General features: G+C 45.7%; 22 protein-coding genes. 14 read left to right on the forward strand and 8 right to left on the reverse strand.

Translation table 11 applies throughout. The annotated features are described in order from the left end of the window. Positions 1-7 precede the first annotated feature (7 nt). Together NDI34_RS04935 and thrB are read left to right on the forward strand one after the other, a co-directional pair. Positions 8-1,135 (forward strand): ATP-binding protein, encoded by a 1,128-nt coding sequence (locus NDI34_RS04935; protein ID WP_190411606.1) that lies wholly within the window; start codon positions 8-10, stop codon positions 1,133-1,135. 55 nt (positions 1,136-1,190) lie between these two features. Next, positions 1,191-2,156, forward strand: a complete 966-nt coding sequence (gene thrB / locus NDI34_RS04940; RefSeq protein ID WP_348232034.1) for a homoserine kinase — start codon at positions 1,191-1,193, stop codon at positions 2,154-2,156. Here the strand turns inward: thrB and NDI34_RS04945 are convergent. Then, positions 2,143-2,568: a hypothetical protein gene (locus NDI34_RS04945; protein ID WP_348232035.1), complete on the reverse strand. Its 426-nt coding sequence runs from the start codon at positions 2,566-2,568 to the stop codon at positions 2,143-2,145. The two genes, thrB and NDI34_RS04945, sit on opposite strands and share 14 nt — an antisense overlap. Positions 2,569-2,680: 112 nt before the next feature. Between NDI34_RS04945 and NDI34_RS04950 the strand changes: the two genes are divergently transcribed. Beyond that, entirely contained in the window at positions 2,681-3,196 is a 516-nt protein-coding gene (locus NDI34_RS04950) for a hypothetical protein (RefSeq protein ID WP_190429154.1), read from the forward strand. Between the two features lie 114 nt (positions 3,197-3,310). On the opposite strand, the gene NDI34_RS04955 is transcribed toward NDI34_RS04950, so the two are convergent. The 4 genes from NDI34_RS04955 to NDI34_RS04970 form a co-directional block, all read right to left on the reverse strand. Next, positions 3,311-4,132, reverse strand: coding sequence for a M48 family metallopeptidase (locus tag NDI34_RS04955; protein ID WP_348232036.1), 822 nt, complete (start codon positions 4,130-4,132; stop codon positions 3,311-3,313). Between the two features lie 297 nt (positions 4,133-4,429). Next, positions 4,430-5,128 carry a TIGR00266 family protein gene (locus tag NDI34_RS04960; RefSeq protein ID WP_347276029.1) on the reverse strand — a complete coding sequence of 233 codons (699 nt, stop codon included), beginning with the start codon at positions 5,126-5,128 and terminating at the stop codon, positions 4,430-4,432. Between the two features lie 74 nt (positions 5,129-5,202). Next, positions 5,203-5,880 carry a TIGR00266 family protein gene (locus NDI34_RS04965; protein ID WP_348232037.1) on the reverse strand — a complete coding sequence of 226 codons (678 nt, stop codon included), beginning with the start codon at positions 5,878-5,880 and terminating at the stop codon, positions 5,203-5,205. A 66-nt stretch (positions 5,881-5,946) separates the two neighbouring features. Beyond that, positions 5,947-6,612, reverse strand: coding sequence for a TIGR00266 family protein (locus NDI34_RS04970; RefSeq protein ID WP_348232038.1), 666 nt, complete (start codon positions 6,610-6,612; stop codon positions 5,947-5,949). Positions 6,613-6,824: 212 nt separating this feature from the next. On the opposite strand from NDI34_RS04970, the gene rsmA reads away from it, so the two are divergent. The 7 genes from rsmA (at position 6,825) to pth (ending at position 13,858) form a co-directional block, all read left to right on the forward strand. Further along, positions 6,825-7,676: a 16S rRNA (adenine(1518)-N(6)/adenine(1519)-N(6))-dimethyltransferase RsmA gene (rsmA, locus tag NDI34_RS04975; protein ID WP_348232052.1), complete on the forward strand. Its 852-nt coding sequence runs from the start codon at positions 6,825-6,827 to the stop codon at positions 7,674-7,676. A 137-nt stretch (positions 7,677-7,813) separates the two neighbouring features. Continuing rightward, on the forward strand, positions 7,814-8,761 hold the full coding sequence (gene ispE / locus NDI34_RS04980; protein WP_190432523.1) for a 4-(cytidine 5'-diphospho)-2-C-methyl-D-erythritol kinase: 948 nt from the start codon (positions 7,814-7,816) through the stop codon (positions 8,759-8,761). A gap of 49 nt (positions 8,762-8,810) precedes the next feature. Next, positions 8,811-9,146 carry a DUF3082 domain-containing protein gene (locus NDI34_RS04985; protein WP_348232039.1) on the forward strand — a complete coding sequence of 112 codons (336 nt, stop codon included), beginning with the start codon at positions 8,811-8,813 and terminating at the stop codon, positions 9,144-9,146. A gap of 903 nt (positions 9,147-10,049) precedes the next feature. Continuing rightward, positions 10,050-11,717, forward strand: a complete 1,668-nt coding sequence (locus NDI34_RS04990; RefSeq protein WP_190411596.1) for an HD family phosphohydrolase — start codon at positions 10,050-10,052, stop codon at positions 11,715-11,717. 529 nt (positions 11,718-12,246) lie between these two features. Next, positions 12,247-12,471 (forward strand): DUF2811 domain-containing protein, encoded by a 225-nt coding sequence (locus NDI34_RS04995; RefSeq protein WP_190411595.1) that lies wholly within the window; start codon positions 12,247-12,249, stop codon positions 12,469-12,471. A gap of 68 nt (positions 12,472-12,539) precedes the next feature. Then, positions 12,540-13,127, forward strand: coding sequence for a protoporphyrinogen oxidase HemJ (gene hemJ / locus NDI34_RS05000; RefSeq protein ID WP_190524058.1), 588 nt, complete (start codon positions 12,540-12,542; stop codon positions 13,125-13,127). An 83-nt stretch (positions 13,128-13,210) separates the two neighbouring features. Beyond that, positions 13,211-13,858 carry an aminoacyl-tRNA hydrolase gene (gene pth / locus NDI34_RS05005; RefSeq protein WP_348232040.1) on the forward strand — a complete coding sequence of 216 codons (648 nt, stop codon included), beginning with the start codon at positions 13,211-13,213 and terminating at the stop codon, positions 13,856-13,858. 41 nt (positions 13,859-13,899) lie between these two features. On the opposite strand, the gene rpsU is transcribed toward pth, so the two are convergent. The 3 genes from rpsU to NDI34_RS05020 all read right to left on the reverse strand — a co-directional run bounded on the left by rpsU (position 13,900) and on the right by NDI34_RS05020 (position 16,796). Beyond that, positions 13,900-14,082, reverse strand: coding sequence for a 30S ribosomal protein S21 (gene rpsU / locus NDI34_RS05010; protein WP_190411722.1), 183 nt, complete (start codon positions 14,080-14,082; stop codon positions 13,900-13,902). Between the two features lie 613 nt (positions 14,083-14,695). After that, positions 14,696-15,016, reverse strand: a complete 321-nt coding sequence (locus NDI34_RS05015; protein ID WP_190411592.1) for an RNA-binding protein — start codon at positions 15,014-15,016, stop codon at positions 14,696-14,698. Between the two features lie 499 nt (positions 15,017-15,515). After that, positions 15,516-16,796, reverse strand: a complete 1,281-nt coding sequence (locus NDI34_RS05020) for a hypothetical protein (RefSeq protein ID WP_190429145.1) — start codon at positions 16,794-16,796, stop codon at positions 15,516-15,518. 423 nt (positions 16,797-17,219) lie between these two features. Here NDI34_RS05020 and murF point away from each other — a divergent pair, with 423 nt between their 5' ends. From murF to NDI34_RS05040, 4 genes are all read left to right on the forward strand, one after another. Beyond that, entirely contained in the window at positions 17,220-18,572 is a 1,353-nt protein-coding gene (gene murF / locus NDI34_RS05025; protein ID WP_348232041.1) for a UDP-N-acetylmuramoyl-tripeptide--D-alanyl-D-alanine ligase, read from the forward strand. 73 nt (positions 18,573-18,645) lie between these two features. Beyond that, entirely contained in the window at positions 18,646-19,221 is a 576-nt protein-coding gene (locus NDI34_RS05030) for a 3'-5' exonuclease (RefSeq protein WP_348232042.1), read from the forward strand. Positions 19,222-19,705: 484 nt separating this feature from the next. Next, positions 19,706-20,710, forward strand: a complete 1,005-nt coding sequence (locus NDI34_RS05035) for a BMP family protein (protein WP_190411589.1) — start codon at positions 19,706-19,708, stop codon at positions 20,708-20,710. A 78-nt stretch (positions 20,711-20,788) separates the two neighbouring features. Continuing rightward, positions 20,789-24,376, forward strand: a complete 3,588-nt coding sequence (locus NDI34_RS05040; protein ID WP_348232043.1) for a PAS domain S-box protein — start codon at positions 20,789-20,791, stop codon at positions 24,374-24,376. The last annotated feature ends 141 nt before the right edge of the window (positions 24,377-24,517 follow it).

A 24,517-nucleotide genomic window follows, 5' to 3' on the forward strand; every position in this document is an offset into this window, starting at 1 on the left:
AAAAAAAATGGCAAAGGAAAAAATTTTAGTAGTTGAAGATGAAAGAATTGTTGCCAAGGATATCGTAAAGAGCTTGCAACGCTTAGGATATAACGTTGTCGCTTCTGTTGCTTCGGGAGAGGAAGCGATTCAAAAAGTATTGGAAATTCAGCCCGATTTAGTGTTAATGGATATTATGTTGAAAGGACAATTGGATGGAATAGAAACCACTGAAAAAATTCATAAAAACTTCGATATTCCAGTAATTTATTTAACTGCTTATGCCGATAAAAAAACCCTGGAAAGAGCCAAAATCACAGATCCATTTGGCTATATAATTAAACCGTTTGATGAAAGAGATTTACATACTACGATTGAAATCGCACTTCGCAGACATTTAGCCGAAGCAGCAACTCGCGTAGCTCTTGAAAAAGAAAAACAATTAAGCGAACTTAAATCTCGCTTTTGGTTCATGGTTGCCCACGAATTCCGTAACCCGCTGACCGCAATTTTATCTTCTGCTGAACTACTGGAATCTTATAGCCACGAATTAACAGAACTTAGAAGACGTGAGTATTTCTATCTTATTCAAACCTCGGTTCATTCGCTGAACAATTTATTAAACGAAGTTTTAGAGTTTGGAAAAGCAGACGAAGGAAAACTAGAATGCAAGCCAAAACCCCTGGATTTAGTATGCTTTTGCCGGGATTTGGTAGACCATATGCAATTCAGCTCTGGTTCAAAACATAGAATTATTTTCACAAATCAAGGTGAGTGTACTGATGCTTGTTTGGATGAAAAACTGCTGCGGCATATATTTAGTAATTTGTTAGGGAATGCTATCAAATATTCACCCGAAGGCAGCAATATCTACTTTGAACTTTTGTGTGAGAATGGAGAGGCAGTTTTTCAGGTAAAAGACAACGGAATTGGCATTCCTCCAGGCGACCGAGAACTATTGTTTGACTCATTTCATCGAGCGACAAATGTGAGTAGTATTCCCGGTCATGGACTAGGACTAACGATTGTCAAAAAATGTTTAGACTTACAGAGTGGAGAGATTGCTGTAAATAGTGAAGTTGGAGTGGGGACTACTTTTACAGTCATGCTGCCATTGAACATCTGCGTAATGCCGGAAAAAAATGTTCCTTCATAGATAGCAGGCTGTTAAACGGTAGAGTCTATAATAGTCTATTTCGCAATTCGTTGAGATGCATCCTGTTTCTACCGTTACCGTCAGCGTTCCAGCCACAACTGCTAACTTGGGGCCGGGTTTTGATTGCATAGGCGCAGCTTTAACGCTGTACAACCAGTTCAAGTTCACACGCCTGGAAGCGGATGCTGTAACACGACTCAGCATTACGGTCGAGGGAACAGAAGCCGCACGAGTCAACACGGGTGCTGATAATCTGGTTTACCAGTCATTTGTGAAATTGTACGAGCATATCGGGAAAACGCCACCGCCTGTGCAGATTGAGATCGAGCTGGGTGTGCCGCTGGCAAGAGGATTGGGGAGTTCGGCGACGGCAATTGTGGGAGGTTTGGTGGGTGCGAACTGTCTGGCTGGGGCACCTCTAGATGAAAATGAGGTGAGAAGAATTGCGATCGCTCTGGAAGGACATCCTGATAATGTGGTTCCAGCACTGATGGGGGGGTGTCGTCTAGCAGCGACGGGTTTGAGTGACGAACCGCACAGACACGGAGAAAGCAAAGAAGAATGGGAAATTTGTGAGATTCCTTGGCATTCTGAGATTGTGCCAGTAGTCGCGATTCCGGATTTTGAACTTTCAACTGAAGAAGCGCGGCGAGTTTTACCAACTCAATACAGCCGTGCCGATGCAATTTTTAATACAGCTCATCTGGGTTTATTATTGCGAGGGCTGGAAACCGGCAGGGGTGACTGGTTGCGAGTTGCGATGCAAGACCGAATCCATCAGCCTTATCGGACAGCGTTGATTCGAGGATATGATGCTGTACGCTCGGCAGCAATGGCTTCTGGTGCTTTTGGGATGGTAATTAGTGGTGCGGGACCAACTTTATTAGCTTTAGCAGAGGCGGCGTTGGCACCGACAGTTGTGGAGGCAATGGCGGCGGCTTGGAAGGATGAGGGAATTATGGCACAAGTACGATCGCTCTCGATTGACACCCACGGGGCGAAAACCTCTAATATTTCCTAAATTGGTCACTCAGATTTTTGCGTAACTGCTGAATTTGTCGAGATTGATTTCTAGGTCCTGAAACAAAAACGAGAACTTTATCCCCTTCAGGCGCACAAATTAAATAAGCTGACAGATTCCCAAATCGTCCGTAAGCTGCTTCTGTGATAACTCCTGTCTCTTGGGCATTACTACTTTTCAGGAATTCAAGCGCATTATCCAGACAGTTGTTCTGGCTGGTATCGTCTCTCCGATTCGTCACTCGGCTGACACTGTTGGTTTCATTGATTTCAATCCATTCGCTCCAGTTACTTGTAGTCATATCCGCTAAAGCAGGCATTGACTCATTTAGCAATCCCGTTTTCATACTTAAAATTGTGGCAATGACTAAAAACGAATTTGCTGTCTTTTTAAGACTAATTCGGTTCAACATAAGTTAGGTCAACAAACGGGTGAATTAATGTCGAGTAATCGTAACCCTGTAAATTGATTTACAAAATGCAAGAAGTTTTACGGAACTATTCACCTAAGTTAGGAAAGTAATTATGGAGCCAATTCAAGTAGAAATTGAAGCGATTCGCACTCAGATTGAGGCGCTCAAAGAAGAACGCGCCATCCTGAAAGTCGATCCAGTATTGCCAAGCTATAACACGCCAGAAGCAATCGTTGAGGCTTATCGTCGTCATGCTAGAGAAACAGCACAAATCTCTGCTGAAGTCAAGGGAATCGATGATGCGATCGCTGCCTTGGAAGCTAAATTGAAGGAGATCGGGCGATCGCAAGGATTGGCGCAACAGTTATTGCATGAGCGGACACAACATCCTCTCGCAGAGCAGGTAGAGGAAGGAAAACAACGCGCTCAGGATCGCGCTGAACGAATTAACGAACTGGCGGAGGAACTGAAGCAGGAAGTGCAAGCGCTCAAGGCGATCGCTGATGAGATTAGTCCCAGTTATTGGCAGTTGTACAACAGACCTTTCATTACTGGATTCAGCAAAATTTCGGTTCCCTACGTCCGCTCGGATAGCACTGTGTGGATGATTACGAATCAAGTCGTGTGAACGGGAAAAACCTCTCCCCAAACCCCTCTCCGGATCGGAGAGGGGCTTTGAAGATAGCTTGCGCCCCTTTCCTGGTAGAAAAAAGGGGCGGAGGGTTAGGTTTGGGAGCGCTGGCTATTTTTCCAGGTTCGCCAGTGTTTCCGGTAAAGCCAATCGCTCTTTTACAGGATAATTCCCCTGCTCAATTAAGCGCTGCAATTCTTTAACGCGCCTACCAGGGGCAGGATGGGAGGTCAAGAAATCAAAGCCTGCACCACTTTTGCGACTCATTCGAGCAAAAAAGTCGGTTGCACCCGCAACATGACCGTAAGTTTGTTGCAACAATGTTAAGCCAAACTCATCCGCCTCAGATTCCTGAGATTGAGAGAATCGGGAACTGCTAACAGCTTGAACACCCGTCGCCGCTGCCGATGATAACCCAGCAGCATCCCCAAAGACAGTAGCGATCGCAATGGGTAACAGTAGTTGTCGCACCAATGCCCGTAAATGATCGCGGTGGGCAAAATGCCCCAATTCATGCCCCAACACCATCATCAGCTCATTTTCCGATTCCGTCTGTTTCAGCAAACCGGCGTAGATGATAATGCGATCGCCCGGTAGCGCCAGCGCATTCACCGTATTATCGGGAACATATAGCACCCGATAATCTCGCTCTTGGCGTTGCTCGGAAGGCAACTTTGCCTCCAGCCTATCGAGCAGCTGATTGAGCGTATCTTGAGCCGGTGAGGGCTTCGCCAAGCGCTCATAAGCCGGGACAATGACGGCACCCAACTGTCGCTCCACGCTGGGAGGAATTACCCACACCAAGCTATTAATGAACAACCCCAGCAGCCAAATAACGCCGACGATAAATCCAATAAATAGCCCTAAGACAATCAGTAACTGGCGGTTATTGGGAGGTGGGTTGCGATCGCTCGATGTTGCAGTTCCAGACACTTCAGGCTTGCTCCAAAAACGCTATTGTTACTGCATTGCCTAGTTGCATCCGGTATAGCAATGCATTGACCTTCTTTCTATTGCATCGTGAGTTACCTGCACGCGATCGCAATTCTCTATTTAGATGCCTTACAGTTCACCCCCACCCCATTTACCCACAGGGGTTCAAGATTCTCCCCTCTCCGCGAACGGAGAGGGGTTGGGGGTGAGGTTCCTTTCTATATTGCCCTTAAGTAAGAACCGACATAACGCGACCGTCTAAAAGTTCTATTTCGTGCAGTTACAGCAAGATTCAGCTTAGTTACTACTCTTCACGGGACGGAACGGATTCAAGAAATTTACCAGTGCATAAAGCTCACGCGACTGAATCCATAAACGCCCCTTACCCCGGAAGCGGCAAACTAATCCTTCCCCGCCCAAAATTCCAGTTCTCAGCCCTTTAAATGACAAGCCTCCCAACATTTCGACATTGTATTGTAACGAGTCTTCAAACGCCACAATATAGCCAGTATCTACTACATAATCACCGGCAACTGGAATTTCTACAATTGCCCCATAAGAACTAAACCAGATATCTCCTTGACCTGTTGCTCTCAGTAAAAATAACGCCTCCCCACTAAAGAAGCCCTTAAAACCTTGAAACTTAGTATCAATTTCCACACTAGGGTTAGCTGCAACAAAACCCGAAGATTGCACCATCAATCCATTACCACTCAGGTAGTAATGCTGAATGTCTCCAGGGACTCCAGGCGAAACATAGAGTTGTCCTGCCCTTCCTTCAGCGGTAAATTCACTCAAAAATAAAGATTCACCGCCCAGCATCCGACCGATACCTTGCATTAAGCCACCTTTGACTTTGGACTTCATTTTAATGCAAGTATCCATTGCTGCCATTGCGCCCGATTCTACCAAGACAGTTTGATTTGCTTGTAAGTCGAGGCGTAGGGAAGCATAGGCTGGGGAATGCTCAATTTCGTAGGCAATCTCATTCATAATTATCCTTTGCTAATTACTAATTGAAGGATTGGTAATCGTTCAAAATCCATTTATTAATGACAAATTACCACTCTTTATCGCGGCGGCAGCTGAGAACCGACTAGCACCCCGAAGGCACCCGGATTGTGAGTTTGGCAAAATACTCGACCTTGTCCTTGAAACCGACAAATAAATCCTTCTCCGCCCAAAAACGAACCAATTAAACTGGAAGTTGCTTTTCTAATTTCAAACTTCAGGCTTTTCTCAAACGCCACAATATGTCCCGTGTCAACGATATATTCGCCATTCACAGGAATTTCATAAATCGCCCCAAAAGAAGAAAGCAGAACAGAGCCATGACCGCTGACATTTAACCAAAAAATTGATTCCCCAGAAAACAAAGATTTCAAGCCTTGAAATCCTAATTCAATATCAACATCTGACTCGCTAGCAAGGTAAGAAGCCGATTGCACGACTAACCCAGATCCAGTCATTTCATAAAGCAAAATATCACCCATCAATTTGGGAGCTAAAAATACTTCGCCTCCGGCAGTGGGAGAGCGAAAAACGCTCAAGAACAACGACTCCCCGGCAACCATACGTTTCAGTCCGCCTAAAATTCCGCCGCCTTTTCCTTGCCGTAAAGTCGTACTAGCATTGATATAACCGCTCATGGCAATCATCCTGCCAGCTTCTGCGACTAATTCTTCACCGGCACCGAGAGTAACGCGAGCGATCGCGCTATCCGGTTGATGTAAAACTTCCACATCCATCGCTTCAAATCCTCTTGATTTATGTAATCAGTAATTAGGCGAAAAAACGATTATTGAGTAGCTTTATTAACGGAATTTAGGACGTAAATACCCAACCAAACCACCAACACTGCGAGATTGTAAATAAATTTCACCTTGCCCCGTCAGCCGGTTGACTAAACCTTCCCCCGACGTGACAGAACCGAGCAAGCCACCTGCAAGTCCAACACTCATTTTGATGCCAGGTTCGTAGGCAACTAAGTGACCGCTATCAACCACAAATTCCCCGGTTATCCGTTTTTGAATGATGCCGCCATAAGCACCGAAAAATACCTGACCTTGACCGCTTAACTTCAGCTTAAACAGCCCTTCTCCTGAGATCCAGCTCTTAAAACCTGCCCACTGAACTCCCATTTTCACGCCTGGACTATGGGCAATATAAGCACCTGGTTGAAAGCAAATTTCTCGTCCGCCCCGCAAGTCAATACAAGCTATATCGCCAATGGTGGATTGAGTCAAGATTAAATTCAGAGGTTGCTGTGTATTGTTGGTAAAAACATTCACAAAAAGGGATTCCCCACCAAAGAATTTCTTTAGCAATCCAGAGATTAAACCCCCTGAAAATTCCGTCTTTATCGACAATTTGGCATCCATACTGGTCATAGCTCCCGCCTCAGCAGTGAGGCTATCACCTGGATTCAGGATGACAAAAATAGAGGCAAAGGCTGGTTTATAGCGAATTTCGTACTTCACCGACAAATCTCCTGCTTGTGGAGGATGCAAACCTATACAAGTCTGGCAGAAGTTTTTCCGGTATCCAGATTTTTTTAAGAAAAAGCAATAAGTCGATCCGGGGCGACTGAGGCGGCTTGGCTCTGGATTTAGGGCATTATTTAGCTTTGGGGAAGCAGCAACTTGACCGCGTGGTAGGTTGGAAGGAAGACTGTAACAGCATCCTTTCCTCCATGCGATCGCCTCAACCTCGAAAACAATTTGCTCAACACTGGCTGCGGAGTGACAAGGCGCTCAATCAAATTGTCGCCGCAGCGGAGTTATCCAGCAGCGAGTCGCCTGAGGGCGATCGCTCCGCTTCACGGGTCTTAGAAATTGGCCCCGGCACCGGCATCCTGACTCGTCGCTTATTACCTTTAGCTCAATCTGTTGTTGCGGTTGAAATTGACCGCGATTTATGTCAACTGCTGGCTAAACAATTAGGTAAAGTCAATCATTTTTTACTTTTGCAAGGCGATTTCCTTTCATTCGACTTAGACGCTCAACTTGCTCCTTTTCCAGCGTTCCAACATCCCAATAAAGTTGTTGCCAATATTCCTTACAACATTACCGGCCCAATTCTGGAAAAGTTGTTAGGTACCATTGCCCAGCCAGCCGCTAAGCCGTTTGATTCCATCGTGCTGCTGGTACAAAAAGAAGTCGCACAAAGGCTTTATGCCAAACCAGGCACGAAACATTTTGGGGCATTAACCGTGCGGGTGCAGTATTTAGCAGAGTGCGAGTTAATCTGTATTGTGCCAGCGGGAGCATTTTATCCGCCGCCCAAAGTAGATTCAGCGGTAGTGCGGCTGCGTCCGCGATTGATAGAACCGCCCGCCCAGAACCCTAAGCACCTAGAGAATTTAGTTAAACTCGGCTTCGCCGAAAAGCGCAAAATGTTGCGAAATAATTTGAAAAGTGTGGTTGAGCGCGATCGCCTCACCCAAATACTGGAACAATTAGAAGTAAACCCTCAAGCCCGCGCCGAAGACTTGGGCCTTACCCAGTGGGTTGCTTTGAGTAATTTGCTCAAGCCTAACGACTAAAGTTGCGGCTACACAAACTCTTGTCAGGATGGTGCGCGGACTGAAAAGATCGCTTGTTTGACTAAGCCTGCTCTCGTCAAACTTGGTTTATGTAGCCCCAGTATGAGAGCCTGTGGGCATATATCTACAAAACCCTACTGCGTTCCTATACCCTGATTTCCCCAGCCAAAATTAATCTGTATCTGGAAATTATCAGCGATCGCCCGGATGGTTATCACGAACTGGCGATGGTGCTGCAAAGTGTTGGTCTGACCGACCAAATTGATTTGCGATCGCTTAGCACTGAATCCATCCAAGTTCACTGCGATCATCCCCTAGTACCGTCAGACAAAACCAACCTTGCCTACCGCGCAGCAGAGTTGATGGCGGCAGAATTTCCCCAAGCTTTTGCCCAGTACGGCGGTGTCGAGATTAACATCAACAAACGAATCCCCGTGGGGGCAGGGTTAGCAGGGGGATCTAGCAATGCTGCTGCTGTTTTAATGGGAATCGATTTGCTGTGGCATCTAGGACTCACTCAGTCGGAATTGCAAGAACTGGCAGCAAAAATTGGCTCAGATGTCCCGTTTTGCATCGCGGGGGGGACAGCGCTGGCAACTGGGCGAGGCGAACAACTCTCTCCCCTCCCTAATTTGGAGCATCCCTGGGTGGTATTGGGCAAATACCGCAACCTTGCGGTATCTACACCCTGGGCTTATCAAACTTACCGGCAGAAGTATATCAGTACCTACGTTTCTGACGCTGATAGTTTAGAGGCTCGCAGACAACGGGTACATTCTGGATCGATGGTTAACGCCATCTTCAAGAAAGATCAGGTGAAAATCGGTCAATTACTGCACAATGACTTAGAAAAAGTCGTATTGCCGGAGTATCCCCAAGTGCTGCGACTGCGGGAAGCGTTCTATGAAGCGGGGGTCTTGGGGGCAATGATGTCGGGATCGGGGCCAACCGTGTTTGCTCTCTCAGAATCAGAAGCCAAAGCACAACAAGTACAGCAGCACGTAAGAAAGTCAATCCCCGAACCCAATTTAGATTTGTGGGTAGCACCGTTTACCACCGCTGGGATTCGGGTTGTTGCCCATTGATTGCGCTAAATATTCACTACCCCCTAATTGCGAATCGCTCAATTAATCTATGAATAATCCGAACACTACCCAAAACCCACCAGCCCCAGTCCAAACGCCCACGAGTCCTCTACGCTGTTTGAGTGGTGCGTCGATCGCAGGAGCAATGGCAACAGGTTGTTATTTCCTCACCAATTCAATTGCTCAAAGCTTTGCTGCCAAGCCCATCCACTCGGATAATGTAACGACCATCAATATTGCGATCGCTGTTCGCACCCTCGTGGTGGGCGTCAGCACGCTGGCAACCTCTATCTTTGCCTTAGTGGCTGTTGGTCTAGTTGCCTTAGCGATCCAAATCGCCTTTCAACGCTTGACGAATCGGACGCCTCCACCCAGTCAAAATTAGAATTCTTATCTAATTACTTTCAGGGCAAAGCGAGATACCCGTCGAGAGCTTTAGCATCCCAAAAGTCGGGTGGGCATTTTTATCTTGAGACAAATGGAATGAATCGGGGAAGCTTGCCGATGGTAGGTGCTAGCTTCCCAATTTTCCGCGCCGTTAGCGAACTAGAGCAATCCGATTTGACCGGTGAGCCAGCCCATCAGATCCCAGACTTCTCTCCCGAAGTCTGGGATCTCACCTTTCCGAGTTATTTAGAACTGCTATGCCTAATCAGATGAGCAACTACTAGGGAAATTGTAATACTCATTACAATTTCGCACTGTCAAAAAGACTTGTCTTGGCAATTTTTTCTGATGCGGCTTTCTTGCCCATCACCGCCACAAACTCCTATTTTAAGGCAAGATGAGCTTGATTCTAGCTAACTTAGCTCGCATCTCCCGAAAGTCATTAAAAAGAATCAGTAAAAATGCCGATGACTAGTACGCCAAATTACCTGGAAATTAGAATTTAGGACTCAGCAACCAGTGTAAATTTTTCAAGAAGAATTATGAAGAATAGATGAAGTATGCAAATAAGTAATCACTCTAAAAAGACGGTTTTTAGCCTTTTCAACAGACTCAACAGTAACTTTCAAGACAAACTGTGCTTCTGATTTCGTCGCAAATCTTGCTAACTTTATCTTTTCTTTAAAATCTCTGTTTAGAGGTGCGTAGAAATAGCAGATGATAGTCATAGAGAGGTTCGCTCCAAAAACTAGGATTAAAATACTCCTGGTTGAGCGAGGAGCATTACCGGCTGCAAAGATAAACCCGGTATTCCTGCTCTGCGGTGCCTGAGTTGCTTTTTTAGAAACCTATATTCAAGCAGCTACCATCAAGCTTACGTGTAATCAAACGGTGCATACTTATGACTGTCTCCCCTTGCCAGATAATCACAGCGAAGAACCAAGTGTGGCTTCCGGAAATCAAAGAGCCAGCAGAACTCATTGAGCAACTTTTGGCAATCGGGACAGCGCTTTCGAGCAGTCATAATTTAAAAGAATTACTGAATCTGATTTTATCGAAGAGTCGGGAAATTACTTGTAGTGATGCGGGGAGTGTTTATTTAGTAGAGCGAAGTAGTGACACTCCCAAGTTAGTGTTTAAGGTCGCGCAAAATGATTCTCAATGCAGCGATTCCTTTCAAGAGTTTTTGATGCCATTGACTCCGAAAAGTCTGGCAGGGTATGTGGCGCTGACAGGTGAAAGCTTAAATTTGCCGGATGCTTATAATTTACCCCTGGAAGTTCCCTATCAGTTGGATCGCAGTTTTGACAGCTCGATTCCTTACCATACTCGCTCCGTCTTAGTGCTACCCATGCAAGACGGTGAAGGGGAAATTATTGGGGTGCTTCAGCTAATTAATCGCAAGGTTAATCGTGATGCGATTGTCACGCCTGAAAATGTGCTGAATGTTACCCAACCTTATTCTGCTTGGGAAGAGCGCGTTGTGCGATCGCTTGCTTCTCAGGCGGCGATCTCGATCGAACGCAATCAGCTGCAAGAAAGTATTGAAAATCTATTTGAAGGCTTTGTTAGAGCTTCTGTCCAAATTATTGAAACACGAGATCCCACAACATCCGGGCATTCCGAACGAGTTGCCGACTTAGTGGTGCGTCTCTCGCAAGAAGCCAGTACAATTACCACGGGATCGCTGCGGTCAATTTATTTTAACGAACGCCAAATCCAAGAAATTCGCTACGCCGCACTGTTACATGACTTTGGCAAAGTCAGTACACCCGAAGCCATTCTGGGGAAGCAGAAAAAACTTTACCCATCCCAGATAGAGGTGATTCGTAACCGCTTTGCTGTGGCGCAGCGAACGCTGGAAATGGAATGCGCCCAGACTAAATTTAAGTATTTACTGGAGCATCCCAGCCATCAACATAAAGATTCGGAAATTGTCTGTTCCCACTGCCAACAGCTACAACAATTAGATAGTCAGTTAGAGGATGCGATCGCGCAACTCAATGAATATTGGCATCTCCTACTAGAGGCGAACGAACCCCACATTCTCGCCCAAGAGCTTCCAGAACGGCTCCAAGAGCTGTCTGGTTACACTTATCAAGATGTGGATGGACAGATCAAGCCTCTCCTCTCACCGACAGAGATTGCTCAGCTAATGGTGCCACAAGGCAACCTGACAACCGAAGAGCGTTTAATCATCCAAGCGCACGTCACGCACACTTTTGAGTTTCTCAACCGGATACCCTGGACGAAACACCTCAAAGATGTTCCCGCGATCGCCGCAGGGCATCACGAAAAACTCGACGGGAGTGGCTACCCTCAAGGCTTGAAACAGGAAGCGATTCCAATTCAGTCTCAGATATTGACAATTGCGGATATTTATGATGCTCTTACAGCAAGCGATCGCCCCTATAAGCGCCGCTTGCCCGTAGAAACTGCCCTGAAAATCCTCAAAGCAGAAGCCGCCCAAAACAAAATCAACAGCGACCTCGTTACCCTGTTTGAGCAACGCCAAGTTTTCGCTGCTTTGGGACATTCCCTCTCAGTTCCAGCTCCTTCAGCCGCCTGATTCCGTAGGATAGCCATTTAAGGTTGAAATGTTGGATCGGATTAAAACGTTAAATTTTAACCGACCAACGTTTTAAAGTATCAACATTTCAACCCTCGACTGAGTATCAGCCGTCCTTCGATTAGCACTTTGCAATTCTTATCTTTCACCCAACTTTTCCCCACCCATTCCCCAGCCTTTCCACAAAGGCGTTCAACTTTTTCCACAGGTTCTCTGACCTTTTCCACAGGGTTGAACACTCGGATCGGGTTTTGCTGTTCGATTGGGGATTTTTCTAAAAGACAGTAACTCAGCCGAGAGCAACCGAGTTTTTGTAAAGATAAGTAACAAAAATCCGCCTACAAAGCTGATTAACTCGTGAATATTTTTTAGACATACCCCGGCCTGTAATATTTCGCAGCATTGACAACCCTACCCCCTCTCAGCAGACAATGATGCGACGGTCAGTGTGATTGGCAACTGCAAGACTGACCCTTGTAAGGGCATGGGGCTGTTGCGCCCTTACCCATAGACAACGCAAAGGAATTCTATGAACACAAATATCAGTATCTTGGCAGAAATTCCCGAAGACCTACACGAATCTCTCAAAGATTACCTGGAAACTCATCCCGATTGGGATCAAGACCGGGTATTTGCCGCAGCGCTGTCGCTGTTCTTGCTGCAAAATGGTAATGGCAGCACCCCAGAAGCTTCGCACAGTTATCGCAAAGCAGCACGGGTCTATCTGGAAACTCTCTTCCAGCACTCAGTTTGAGAAATTGCTCTGCTACCCTTGCAAAAACTTGTTGATTTTACAGAGTTTGACTGTAGAGGACACGATTGATGGCTTATTTCTGGTTTAAGGCTTTTCACATTGTCGGCTTTGTGGTTTGGTTTGCAGGCTTGTTCTACCTAGTACGTTTATTTATTTATCACGTAGAGGCGTCGGAACAGCCAGAACCTGCCCAAACGATTCTGAAGAATCAGTATCAGATTATGGAAAAACGCCTTTACAACATCATCACTACACCGGGCATGATTGTCACGGTAGCGATGGCAATTGGTCTGGTAAGTACTGAGACTGAAGTGCTACGAGAGAGTTGGTTGCATATCAAACTCGGTCTGGTGACTGCTTTGATTGGCTACCATCATTACTGTGGTCGTCTCATCAAACAGTTAGCCGAAGACCGATGCACCTGGAATAGTCAGCAGTTACGCGCTTTGAATGAAGCACCGACGTTACTTTTAGTGGTGATTGTTTTGCTGGCTGTGTTTAAGAATAGCCTGCCTACAGACATTACCACTTGGCTCGTTGTTGGGCTGATTGTGACGATGGCAGCGACCATTCAGCTTTATGCGAAAAAGCGCAAGCGAGATCAAGAAAAACTCATGGCTTCTGTTCCCCAAGAAGAGGCTCAACAAGTAATCTGACGAAGTTAGAGACCGCTTCTTAATTCGCTTGACCCAGGTTAGTGGTTACTAATCATCGACAATTGATAATGGACAATCAAAAAATGACCACTGACAACGGAAAGGCAACCTCTACTCTAGTGATTCCCCAGCTAATCGTTGGTCTGGGGAATCCAGAACCCAAGTACGAGAAGACGCGACACAATATCGGGTTTGAAGTGATTGATGCCTTAGCGCGTTCCTGGCAAATTTCCAAGAGTGAAAATCGCAAGTTCCAGGGGGAGTTTGGGGAGGGACGCGGATTACACGGAGACAAGGTGCGGTTACTCAAACCCCTTACCTATATGAATCTCTCCGGACAGGCAATTCGCGCGGTGACGGATTGGTATAAATTGCCGCCAGAGTCTGTCCTAGTAATTTATGACGATATGGATTTGCCGCTGGGAAAGATTCGCTTGCGTCTTTCTGGTTCGGCTGGGGGACATAATGGGATGAAGTCTGCGATCGCTCATCTCGGTACTCAAAATTTCCCTCGATTGCGGATTGGCATCGGCAAAACCAAAGTAGAACAGGACACGGTTTCCCACGTCTTGGGTCGGTTTTCCCCTGATGAAAGTAAAGCTTTGTCTGATGTCATGCAACTCGTGGTTGAGGCGGTGGAGTTGAGCCTCAAACAAGGGTTTGAGAAATCTATGAGTCTTTACAATAGCCGTAGTGTTATGGCAAATAAAGAATCTAAAGAAGCGCCCTAGCTGATGCTGTAGTGGTAGCACGCCAGGGCAACTCACTTTTGTTACCCAAAACGTCTTTTTTTGCGGCGGGCAGCAGTTGCCTTGCGCTTGCGCTTTTCTATGGGAGTTTCAAAATGCCGCCGATATCTAAAATCTGCTAAGATTCCAGCCTTGGATACTTGCCGTTTGAAGCGGCGCAAAGCTGATTCTATTCCCTCATTTTCGCCTAAAACCACTTGGGTCATTCTTGATGATTCCTCTGTATAGGTGATTAAGTTGCTTTTCGGGTGTGAACTTAATCCACGATCGATGGCTTCGCTTGAGCGATCGCAGCTTTCGTTCATTCCTCCTGCGATTGGAGCAGGGGCAAGGGTTATGACCATGTCCCTACTGCCGTTTTCGGTGTGTTTCGGGTAAAGACTTGGCTGCCGAGTCTCTAGTGCCCTACTCACCTCCAGACCATTTGCGTACTGGAGTTGTACAGACCCAATATCGCTTCTGTACAAAGCTTTTTGCTTATTGTTTTTCCCGACGAGTGCGATTAGCCTACCAACGTACTCAGTCTCGAACTTCCAGGAGCAGCCCTACCTTATTCAGTCGCTCTGAGTACCTGAGATGACTCCAGCCAAACGACGGGCGAGCAGCACACTTAAGCTACCCTAAGCATTGATTGTACCATGCGCCACCCAGCATCTTACGACTAACCTGGTCTGGTGTAGTCGTAAGATGCTGGGCGCATTTTTACTCAATTTTGACCAACTAACACTGCTAGCCCCTAACCGAAATCAAGCAGAGAATTACAGGCAATCGATCTTTGCTGTTATTCCAATCTCAAGTTGACATGATTAAGCCACTAGCTCAATAGCGCCGGGAAGAGAAATTTCCTCCTCCTCCTTGACCGCTCCTGCTTCCTGGACTGCGACTCCCACCCCTATCTTCACGGGGTTTGGCTTTATTTACTTTCAGGGTGCGACCCATCCACTCTGCTCCATCGAGGGCTTCAATTGCAGCTTCCTCTTCAGCATCCGTTCCCATTTCCACAAATCCAAAGCCACGCATCCGCCCCGTTTCTCGATCTGTAGGCAGCTGAACTCGTTTAACGGTTCCGTACTCTGTAAAGACAGATGTGAGATCGTCTTGCGTAACTTCGTAGGATAGGTTTCCTACATATATCGACACGGAAATATCTCCACCATTCAATATTTTCAAGCTCCAGTTTCGGAGAGCTATTTGCCCACACAGTAGAGATAAACTTGCTGCGCGAGTAACAAAGCTTACATCCGATCCTGATTCACGAGCAAGATTCTAGCATAAAATTTATTTTCTGAGTCGAACCGTTCCTAACTTTTCATTAAGCAGGCGTACAAAATCAGGGGAAAACTGTTTTTCACCAGCAGCAGAAGTCGGATTTCTTCGTCTGTGTACCCTCCTTGCGCCCCCGCGAACCCCCTCAATTCCTCCACTAAGGGAAGGAGGCTTAGGGGGTTAGGGATTGTATTTGAGCTAACTGTTACCATTTCACTTTTGTGAGGCTACACATCAGCTTTCCTGAACCCCTGCTGAATTCGGGGCAATAGACAGATGAAATGTAGTGGTAATTGGAAAAACTAGAAAAGTAAAAAATAATGCCTCTTGCCTTCGTTGGGGCAATCAGCGGCAATTCCTGATAATATTTAGCTCATAATATTTGGCTCAAGCAGGAAACATCAGCATCCCCAAAGTGTAGGCTTAAAGCTACATTCAGATTTTCCAGAGATTTGATTAACCACGGCACACCATCTCTGGCATAAGACTCGTAGTGGTTAAAAAGAATTGAAAATCGCTTTTCCAAGTAGGGCTTGACCTTGCGGCACAGCAGCACTATTTTCAAAAGCAAGCCGGTTGTGAATGTCGCCCCCAAATTCGTAATCAGATCGACGAAGACATAGTGATTCGGTCGCTGCGGACTTTCTACCACTAAAAAGTTCAACAATTGACTACAAGTTCGGACAATCAAGAATTCGCTAGGTCTTTGGGAATCGCTATTCGGGAGAGTGTTTTTTAGCTGGGCATACAAGCGCTCGTTAAACTGACGTTTACCAAATTCTGGGTCAATGGAAGCGGTCAGATATTCGTATAAATCCCATTTAAAAGCTCTGTAGGAAGGTGTTTGGCTAGTGTGGGTGAGGAAGCGCTGTGATAAATCTCGGTAGGTGTGGGAGCCTTCTACTTTGCCGTAAAATTGTTTGAGAGCAACACCCAGTTCGCGATCGCTCAATAACGTTGGATTCGTCACCGGCTGGATAATTCGTTCGCGTTGACTGGGGCAAGTCTGACGCGACACTTGGGCACGCCGTACTTGGTAAGTTACGTACTGAGACAAATCGACTTCAAATCCCCGCTGAATTCGGGATTGAATTTGCCGAACTGTTTGCTGATGCTCGTAAGAGCTGTCTTCACTCAATAGGCAATGTTCATATAGGTAGGGATACCGGCGAATTAAGCTTCCCAAAGGCTTAGAGTCATTGCCAGTTGCCTCTGCGGCTTGACTCATCACCTGGGCTAGCCGTCGCAGGGTCAGATATTGCTCCGTCTGGTTGAAAATCCTTACCAGCTCCCGCAAACGTCTGGCTCCGCGAGAGCGAACCGTTCCCATGACCGGAGGCGTCTGGAATATTTCCACCAAATCCGGGATGGACGCTTGGAGATTGGGGTGCATCTGCCAGCGATTGATCAGAATATGGCAGCACCGATTAAGAATAAACCGGAATTCCTGCTCAGCCTGCTTGGAAGTCGTAATTCTCTCCAGCGCCATCCAGATTTTTGGCTCTGAATACCCCACGCCATCCATGAACAGCTGGCGAAATCGCTCGATCATCCGACTGGGTGATTCATGTTGAACCCAGTAAAGCAAATGATCGTAAAGCTGCTGCTCTTCAGTGCTAGTGTGTCGGTGATAACAGTCTGTCCAGGTTGTCACTTCAATGCCCCCCTACGTACGCACGCTAGGGCTGAGTTTATATCAGTTCGGTTGATTCGGTTTATTTCTATTGCAACTGTCGTGTAGTAGACGCTTGAATCGATGCACCCTAAATATCACCCTGATAAGGGGGCTATTTTCTATACTCCTATAATCGGAGAAAGATTACCCCAAATAGAGCATATCTTGGTTGATTCTTCAAATGGTTCCGCAAATATGCGGCAAAATTGTGAAGTTTCGATGAAGTAGAAATACGGATGCCGCAGAGCATCAATTATTCACTTCGCGCATCTACCTCTAAAGTAGTGGGACAAGATAGCGGATTATGTGATAGAAATCACTGCTCAAAATGCATCTTTTGTTCTAACGCTTTGCGTAGTGCATGATAAGGATGAATCTTCTTGAAGTTTGAACATAAGCCTCATGCCTTGTCACGTCCTCCTCTCTCAAATAGCCCAAATCATAGGGGCGAAACCAATCAATCTATCTGACGCCGAATTAGCAAGATATGTTGCAGGAATTACAACTGACACCCGTAGCCTGAAGCCGGGAGAAATTTTTGTGGCACTACGGGGAGACAAGTTTGATGGGCATGAGTTTGTGGAAACTGCTCTAGAAAAAGGAGCGATCGCAGCCATTACTGACCACCCATTGTCGGGATCTCTTCCACATTTGTGCCTAGAAGACACCTTGAAAGCATATCAAACGATCGCTCATTGGTGGCGCTTGCAGTTCGATATCCCTGTAATCGGTATAACCGGCTCGGTAGGTAAAACCACTACCAAAGAATTAATTGCAGCAGTTTTGTCAACAAAGGGCGACATTCTTAAAACTCAGGCTAACTACAACAACGAAATTGGTGTTCCCAAAACACTATTAGAACTTTCACCAATGCATAACTATGCTGTTATTGAAATGGCAATGCGTGCTAGGGGTGAAATTGCCCTATTAACACAAATTGCACAACCTTCTGTAGCGGTAATTACGAATGTGGGAACCGCGCATATCGGGCGGTTGGGTTCGGAGGAAGCGATCGCCCAAGCGAAATGCGAATTACTCGCGGAAATGCCTTCCAATAGCATCGCTGTTCTGAATCACGACAACCGCTTGTTAATGGAAACTGCGGCAACAGTTTGGCAAGGGCAAACCATTACCTACGGCTTGGAAGGGGGAGATTTACGCGGGGAATTGATTGATAACGAGACATTGTGCGTCGAAGGGGTGCATCTGCCGTTACCGCTACCGGGGCGTCATAATGCATCTAATTTTCTGGCAGCCTTGGCAGTAGCTAAAGTTCTCCAGGTTGACTGGAAATTGTTAACCGCCGGTTTGTCGGTAAATCTCCCATCTGGGAGGGCGCAGCGCTACGATTTGCCCAACGATGTTGCCATTTTGGATGAAACCTACAATGCTGGGCTAGAGTCAATGCTGGCGGCGCTGCAATTGTTGGCACAAACGCCAGGAAAAAGGCATATTGCGGTTCTGGGGACGATGAAGGAATTGGGAGAGCGATCGCCCCAATTCCACTTCGCAGTTGGAGAAGCGGCGCGGCGGTTGAATCTAGACGCTTTGCTGGTGCTGGTAGATGACAAAGAAGCCGAAGCGATCGCTCTGGGTGCTGCCCCTTTACCTGCTGAGTGCTTTTCGACGCATCAGGCTGTGGTAGAGCGTTTGAAAGAAATGGTGCAAGAAGGCGATCGCATCCTTTTCAAAGCCTCCCATTCAGTAGCCTTAAGCCGAGTTGTCAATCAACTTCGCACCGAATTAACTGACTAATTATTTCAAATTCCCAATACCCCGTAGAGGCACCTCTACGGGGTGTCCACACCAAACAAGAAGTCACCCCAAAATGGCTAAGAAATTAGACCAAATCCTTGTGGTTGATATTGAATCAACTTGCTGGCAAGGAAATCCACCCGCTGGACAAGAAAACGAAATCATCGAAATTGGGATTTGTCCAATTGATATCGCTACGGGAGAGCGCTTGGAAAAAGAAAGTATCCTCGTGAAACCCGAACGTTCCCAAGTTAGTCAATTTTGCACCAATCTAACCACATTAACTCAAGCACAAGTTAATCTAGGAATTTCTTTTGAATCAGCCTGTTCAATTTTAAAGAAAAAATATTTATCAAAAGATAGAGTTTGGGCAAGCTACGGCGACTACGACCGACGACAATTTGAAAAACAATGCCAATCTCGCCATATCAGTTATCCTTTCGGAACCCGACATATAAATATCAAAACTCTTTTTGGGATTATTCATGCCATGCCAAATGAAATTGGCATGGATATGGCATTAGAATTACTGAATCTTCCCCTTGAAGGAACTCACCATAGAGGAGGAGATGATGCTTGGAATATAGCCGGTATTTTATCGAAATTAATATTACAAAAAAGAATAAATGTAACACTAGGTGCAAGTTAAAAACTTAAACTCACCCATTCGTTATGCCCGCTGAAACACCAGCACCCACATTACTTCCATCCAGTCTCTTAGGTTAAGCAGAGGCTGATATCGAGTTACACTTCTTTGAGCTTAGACTAGAAGTATCTGAAGTTTAGCATCACAAAAGTTAAATGGTATTAGTATAAGTTAGCTTAAAATAAAATTGGGGCAACAACCTGTGGAAAAATATTATCAATAGCTGCAATACTACTCATCTTGTTCCCCATAAAATAATTTGTTTTATATTTATCAATTAAAAAAAAATCGCAAATATAATGAACGCTTTCTAGAGAGGATATTTCCTGCTGACCCCAGCTAGACCAATTAAATAAAAGTAGATAGAATCTAGAAGCAAAATTCTTTTAGTGTCTTAGTAGTCCTGAGTCCTTAGTCAAGAGGTAGTAGGTAATAAGTGGTCATCCTTACCAACTACCCACCACCCATGACCCACTACCCACTATCCATGAGCAAGAAAACTATTTGCCTAGTTTTAACTTTGTTTCTGGTGGCCTGCGGTGCAACCGGAAGCAAGATTACACCTACACCTGAGGCTGGAAAAGCCGGGACTTTTAAAGTAGCAATGCTTTTTCCTGGCCCTATAAATGACAAAGGTTGGAATCAATCAGGTTACGAAGGGCTGAAATTGATTGAAAAAGAACTTGGGGCTGAGGTGGCTTATACTGCTAGCGTTCCTGAAGCTGATGGTGAGAAACTTTTTCGTCAATATGCCCAAAAAAGTTTTGATTTCCTCATCAGTCATGGTGATGAATATCGCGACGCCGCCGAAACAGTTGCCAAAGATTTTCCTCGCACTAAATTTGCCCTCATGAGCAGTTATGCCGGTAACAATAAAAACGTGGGTGCTTTGGCGTTTCGGAGTGGGGAAGTGGGTTATCTAACTGGGGTCGTTGCCGGACTCAAAACCAAAACTAAAAAAGTTGCCTTTATTGGCGGTCAAGCATATCCAGTGATGGAAGAAGAGGCTATCTTATTTAAACGGGGTGTCCGGGCAACGAAACTGGACAGTACAGTTTCTATCAAGTGGCTTAACAGTTGGTCAGATGCGGACAAAGCTAGAAAAATTGCCCAAGAGCAAGTAGCAGCGGGAACTGATGTTTTAGTCGTTGATGCCGATAGAGCCAATATAGGTGTTATTAAAGTAGCTGCCCAAAGTAAGGGCGTTTACGTTATCAGCTGGAGACATGCCACCAATGAGATTGAAAATCAGCACAAACTGGCTCCAAAGACGATTGTTACCAGCGTTATCCAGCAGGTGCCTATGTTAATGCTGGAGGGAGCAACCTTGGTACAACAGGGGCGATGGGAAGGCAAGCAATACAAGTTTGGGCTGCTAGAGGAAGTCCAAGATTTAGCTCCTTTTTATGGCTCGTTAACTCCAGAGCAAGAAGCTTTCGTCGCTTCTGTTAAGCAAGAGATCGTCACTGGCAAAATAGATGTTTCACCCTAGAGGCAATTTACATCGCTTCTGTAGGGGTTTTAAACAATTGCGAACCAGCGGGTGCAACTTTCTGAGCTAGGAGGCACGATGAACAAAAGAAATCGCAACAGTGCTTCGCATCAAGCTAATACAGGTATAAATTTACCTTTATCTTGGCTTTCTTCAATTGCAAATCAGCTGAGATACGGTCTGGTCTTGCTAGTCATTTCAACACTATTGCTCACTTCTGGAATTTTAATCTATCTAAGCTTTCAAGCTCAATTGCAACAAGTAGAAATTGCCCAACAAGAGCGCAGTCATGCGGCTGCTGGGGAAATCAATGCTTACTTGGATGACTTGCAGCGGAAACTAAGCTATTTAGCGAGAGTGCAAGGATTGACCGATCTTTCGCCTGAGATTCAAGATAGATTTCTGGAAGCGTTAACCCGCCACAATAGTGCTTATGAAACAGTGGCAATTTTTAATAATAAGGGTAATATTGTTTCTTCCTCTTCGCCTTATGGTAAAACAATTTTCTATCAAGAAGAAGCTTCTACATCATTTTTACAAGCTTTTAGACAACAGGAAGATTTTGTCAGCCCCGTTAGAATTGACCCTAAGACTCACTTGCAGACGGTCATCTTAGCTGTGCCCATTCGCAATCAACAAGATGAAATTAATGGCGTTTTAATGGCTTGGATCAATTTAAAGTTTCTCTGGAATGTTCTCTCTCACACCAAAGTAGGGAAGACGGGTTATGCTTATGCGATCGATAATCGCAATTATTTAATTGCTGAGAAAGAAAAATCTCCTGAAAATTTTAATCTGAAAGACCTCTCAGACTACCCATTCATCCAAAAATTAACTAAATTAAATGGTGCAAAACGGCTGACTACTTATCAAGGTTTGCGAGGTGTTGAGGTAGTGGGAGCCATTTCTACCATCCGTACTGGGCGCTGGAAGGTGGTGGTAGAACTACCCACCGTTGAAGCCTACGCTCCGGTGCGAAGAATGCTTTTGGTGATGGGGATAGCATTGAGCGTGGCGATGCTAGTGGCGATTGAGCTGGGTTGGTTCTTCTCCCGGCAAATTGTATTACCTTTGCAGCGTTTAACAAAAGCAGCAGCCCAAATTAGTGGGGGAAATCTAGATACGGAAGTCACAGTTAGACAAGGCAATGAATTGGGGGTATTATCGACCACTTTTAATGAAATGACGTCTCAATTGCGGGGACTCATTAAAGATTTGAGGAAGGAGCGAAATTTTGTTTCTGCCATCCTTGATACGGCTGGTGCTTTAGTGGTAGTTCTCGATTGCCAAGGACGAATCATCCGTTTTAATCGAGCTTGCGAGAGAACAACTCAATATTCATTTGAAGAAGTCAAGAACAAGTATTTCTGGGATTTATTTATAATTCCGGAGGAATTGGAACCCGTCAAAACTATCTTTAAAGCTCTTCAATCAGGGGAATTTCCTAAGACTAATGAAAACTACTGGGTAACGAAACATGGAAGCCGAAGACCGATTGCTTGGTCGAATACGGTTCTCGTCGATGCCGATAGCTCAGTTAATTACATTATCAGTATTGGGATAGATATCACCGAACGAAAACGAGCGGAAGAGGCTCTGACGCGAAGTGAGGAATTATATCGCACGCTTGCAAGAAACTTTCCGAACGGCGCAGTTTTCTTATTCGATCAAGACCTCCGTTACACGATTGCTGAAGGTGCAGGATTAGCTGCGATTGGTCTTTCTAAAGAGTTGTTAGAAGGAAAGATGCTTTGGGAGACATTACCTCGTGAAACTTGTGAATTGTTAGAGCCGACTTATCGGGCGGCGCTGGCAGGAAAAGGCACTGTTATTGAAGTTCCTTACAATAATTCGTCTGATAGCGATCGCGCTGCTTCCCGGATCTATCTTTTGCACGCACTTCCCGTCAAAAATGAGGGCGGAGAAATTTTTGCGGCAATGGTGATGACGCAAGACATTACCGATTGGAAGCAAGCAGAGGAGAAACTACGCCAAGAAAGAGACTTTAACACCACGATTGTCCAAACTTCTCCAGCTTTTTTTGTGGCTATCAATCCGGATGGCACCGTCAGGATGATGAATGACGCAATGCTTCACGCTCTTGGTTATACCTTTGAGGAGGTTTTAGGAACTGATTATCTTTCGACTTTTATTCCCCAAAGCGATCGCGCAATCGTTTCTGAAGTCTTTGAGCATGTCATCCAACTACAGCAACTGCCTCAAAGGCACAACTACGTGCTTACCAAACAAGGCGAAAAACTGCTAGTAGAATGGCACGGAAAGTCGGTTGCGAAAGAAAATGGGGAACTTGACTTTTTCTTTGGGTTAGGAATTGATATTACCGAGCGCCAGCGTGCAGAAGAGGCGCTGTTACTCTCGGCGGAGCGCGATCGCTTGTCGGGCGCGATGGCACTCCGGATTCGACAATCACTCGATATTCAGCAAATTCTAGATACTACTGTGATAGAAGTCCGAAATTTTCTGTTAGCAGATCGGGTTTTTATCAGTCGTATTTATAGCAATTTTGAGGTGGTTGCGGAATCGGTCGCTCCCCCTTGGCGACCTGTTTTGGGATGGAGTCCCACAGATGAAGAACATATGCAACAAATCAGAGCGATGTTTGAGAATAAAACTATCCACGTTGTCAAAGATACTTCTCAAATAGAGCTTTCTTCAGCCATTTCTCAAGATTTTTCCAATTATCATATCAAAGCTTATCTGGCTGTACCGATTCTTCTGAATGACGAGCCGTGGGGAATCTTGATGGTCGATCAATGTACAACCCCGCGTGACTGGAAACAATTGGAAATTGATTTGCTTTCATCGCTGTCAACTCAAGTGACAATCGCCATTCAGCAAGCAAAACTCTATCAACAAGTACAGGATCTCAATGCTAGTTTGGAACGTCAAGTTGAGACGCGCACTGCCCAACTCATTCAAAAAATGGAGGAACTCAAAGAGCTGAACGAACTCAAAGATGAGTTTCTTCATGCAGTTTCTCACGATCTTCGCACCCCGATTATGGGAATGTCCTTGGTAGTGAATAACTTGTTGAATAAGCCAGGAGACACGATTCCCATTCCTCGCTCAATTTTAGAGCGGATGATCCAGAGTAGCGATCGCCAACTGGGTTTAATCAACTCTCTCCTCGAAGCGCATTCCAGCGAAGTTCGCGGCGTTGTCCTCCAATATGAGTTTGTAGAATTGAGTACGTTGATTCAAGCGATCGCAGAAGACTTAGAACCGCTGCTATCAAAACATCAAGCGTCGCTGATAAATCGAGTTCCCGACGATTTACCGGGCGTGACAGCCGATCCATTGCAGCTAAGACGAGTTTTTGAAAATCTGCTGACTAATGCTCTGAACCATAACCCACCCGGACTTCGCATCACCTTGGAAGCCACCATAGAAGAAGAGATGATTCATTGCACCGTTGCTGATAACGGGATCGGGATGACTCCAGAAGCGTGCGATCGTCTTTTCGATCGTTATGTTCGAGGAAACCGCGCCCGTTCTGCTGGCATCGGTCTAGGGTTATATCTTTGTCGGCAAATCATCACCGCTCATGGGGGACAAATTGGTGCCATTAGCGCCCCCAGAACTGGAGCAACTTTCTGGTTCACATTACCTTTAGCAACCTCACCAGAGGCAGAAAAAGCTGGTTAGTTCATCGTCATTATTGCGTTACCACTGACTAATGACCCATCGCTAAAAATCACCCAATCGGGTGAGTCACCTGCACGAAGGCGATCGCCAGTGCTTATTGTAACTTGGAATAAGACTGAATAATACTGAAAATGAAGGGTG

Source organism: Trichocoleus sp. DQ-U1, from assembly GCF_039961925.1.
Taxonomy (GTDB): domain Bacteria; phylum Cyanobacteriota; class Cyanobacteriia; order Cyanobacteriales; family FACHB-T130; genus FACHB-T130.